The sequence below is a fragment of the Borrelia hispanica CRI genome (genome assembly GCF_000500065.1).
In the GTDB taxonomy this organism is placed as follows: Bacteria; Spirochaetota; Spirochaetia; order Borreliales; family Borreliaceae; genus Borrelia; species Borrelia hispanica.
In genome coordinates, this window is record NZ_AYOU01000086.1 from 1 (window position 1) to 2,466 (window position 2,466).

The following is a 2,466-nucleotide window of genomic DNA, read 5'->3' on the forward strand; positions in this document are numbered from 1 at the left end:
TCATAAACTTAAGTCCAAGTTGACTTTTGGCTATACTAAATTGACTCTTAAGTTCACGTGCTTTAGCATTTGTCTCGAGTACTCGATCTAATATACTATTAAGAGTAGTTTTACAAATAGTTACTTTACTTTCACTAAAAAATTCCTTTGGATTATCTTTGATATTTTCCCATTTTTGTCTCATTTTACTTACATTAGCTCGTGAAACACCAAGTTCTTTCGCTATTTCAGTATCATTTAATCGACCTTCATCAAAATACATGGCATAATCTTCATATGCCCTCTTTACTTTATTCATATCTCTTCAACCTTATAATTTAACAAAAATTAATTTTAGTTAACATAAACTTTATAACAAAACATTAAACTTTCAAAAATAAATAAACAATTACAAAAATACCTATACAAGAAAAATAATAAATTTGAACTACCCTTAGAAACAAGGAGAGTATTATGATTAAATATACAAATTATTTGATATTTTGTAGTCTATTACTACTTTGCTGTTGCAAAGAAATAACAAAATCTACAAGACCCTCAAAAGATCTAACTAAAAAAAAGCCAGAAACTACAACAACACAAAAAACAGCTGAAGAAACATTAAGAAAAAATTTAACTGAAGAAGAGCAAGTAAACTTAGATTTCTTAAAAGAAAGTTTAAACAATAAAGAAAAGTTTAATAAGTTTTTATTATTTGCTCAACCTAAGATTAAAGAAGCTTTGGCTCACATAAAGACTCAACTTGAACGTTGCAAAAACAATAACGATGGTAAAGAAGGATTTAAAAATGCGGTACAAGCCTACTTTACTACAATGGATGACAATGAACTAGCTAATTTTAAAGATAGTGTGACGAGTACTTGTTAACGAAAGTTAAAAAATATTCAAAAAAACCTATTACATTGAAAAATATTGTAAAATGTCAAAAACATAATTCACATAATTTCATTTATTAAATTAGCAATTTAAAAAAAGTAAATAAAACTTTATGACAAACTAACAATTTTTATAAAATCAACAATCATATTATACAAATAATTATGAAATAGGAGAATAAAGATAAAATTAAAAGCAAATCTTTTTTAAAAATCCCTATACAAACCAAAATAACTAATAGTATACTTAAAAACAAGGAGAATATTATATGTATAAATATTTAAAACACATACTAATTTATAGTCTAATACTAGTCTATTCTTGTACAGATAAACTAAAAGTACACGAAAGAATAAGTTTAACACCAGCTAAACAAATACCACAAACGGAAGAAACTAAGAACTTTAATACCATTATTCATGGATTTAACAAATATATAGAACTAGCAAGAGAAGCAATCATAAAACATAAAAGCGGTAAAGAAAGAATACAAGATTTTGACGCAGTAAAAACGGACGTAGAGAAATATGCTAAATTTATTTCTTGGATTGAAAAGAATCTCGAGAAAAAGAAAGAACTAGATGAAGCTTGGACTGAAGCTTATAACTTGTTAGAACAAAGAAGAGCAGAAAATGCACCTGAAAAAACTTTAAAGGAATATATAAGCGATGCCCTTGATTGTGCCCCAAATTATACATGTCAAGATATAAAGAAATATGGAACTCAATACAACCAGATAGGCATCTTCTTTGAGAAAACTTTCAGGGACATATTTATCAATTATAGCGATCCTGAAGAAATTTTTATACAATTTAAAACACTTGATATTTCAGAAATAAAAGATAATTTTTGATTTTATTGTAAGTAAGGAATAAATTAAAAGTTTATAAAAAGTGAAGGAAGTTGACTTTATGTTAACCTATGATAAAAAGTAGGTTAACAAAAGAAAGATAGAGGAAAGATACTATCATTGCACAAAGTCTTAGGCTTAAAATAGAATATTAAATAAATAGGAAGTAAAAAAGCAAGTATTTGTAAAAAATAGGAATAAGTATCTTAGATATTTATTCCAAAAATATTTAAAACCATATCTTCTACTAATTACAATCAAACTACATGCCATTTTTAACATACAATGAAAGGCCCAAAAAATTGACTAAACTTATAAGTATTTGTTAAACTATTAATTAACCATTTTATAATTTTTAAAATCATTAGTTAATAAGTAAACTTTATGAATGATACTAACTTGAACTTATCTAACAAAGTTAATAAAACACTCAAAGACATAGTAAAAGAAAATGAAAATTTAAGCAAAGAATTGTCTTTAATTAAAAGTAAACTTAAAACTAAAAATACTAAACCCAAATCCACTCCTATAAGATTCTATCTAAATGAAAAGACAATAAAACTTGTAAAACGCTGCATCACAAAACTTCAATCTATAGACCCAATTTCTGGATGGTTCGTATACATATTATCAATAACTGGTTGTAGAGGAGTAGAGATACAAAATGTCAAACTTGCTGATATATCACAAGAAAAAAGCAATAATGATGAGGTATTTTATAGTTTACGTGTAAATGTTGC

3 protein-coding genes and 1 pseudogene are annotated in these 2,466 nt (G+C 25.8%); 3 read left to right on the top strand and 1 reads right to left on the bottom strand.

The genetic code is table 11. The features are described from left to right. A partial coding sequence (locus U880_RS0102385) for a DUF603 domain-containing protein (RefSeq protein ID WP_024654619.1) occupies positions 1-298 on the bottom strand: 298 nt, incomplete at its 3' end. A 155-nt stretch (positions 299-453) separates the two neighbouring features. On the opposite strand from U880_RS0102385, the gene U880_RS0102390 reads away from it, so the two are divergent. From U880_RS0102390 to U880_RS0102400, 3 genes and pseudogenes are all read left to right on the top strand, one after another. After that, positions 454-867 carry an Mlp family lipoprotein gene (locus U880_RS0102390; RefSeq protein WP_024654542.1) on the top strand — a complete coding sequence of 138 codons (414 nt, stop codon included), beginning with the start codon at positions 454-456 and terminating at the stop codon, positions 865-867. 277 nt (positions 868-1,144) lie between these two features. Then, a complete protein-coding gene (locus U880_RS0102395) occupies positions 1,145-1,729 on the top strand; it encodes an Mlp family lipoprotein (protein WP_024654622.1) in 585 nt (194 codons plus the stop codon). Positions 1,730-2,110: 381 nt separating this feature from the next. Next, a pseudogene (locus tag U880_RS0102400) lies at positions 2,111-2,466 on the top strand (site-specific integrase); the annotation flags it as partial.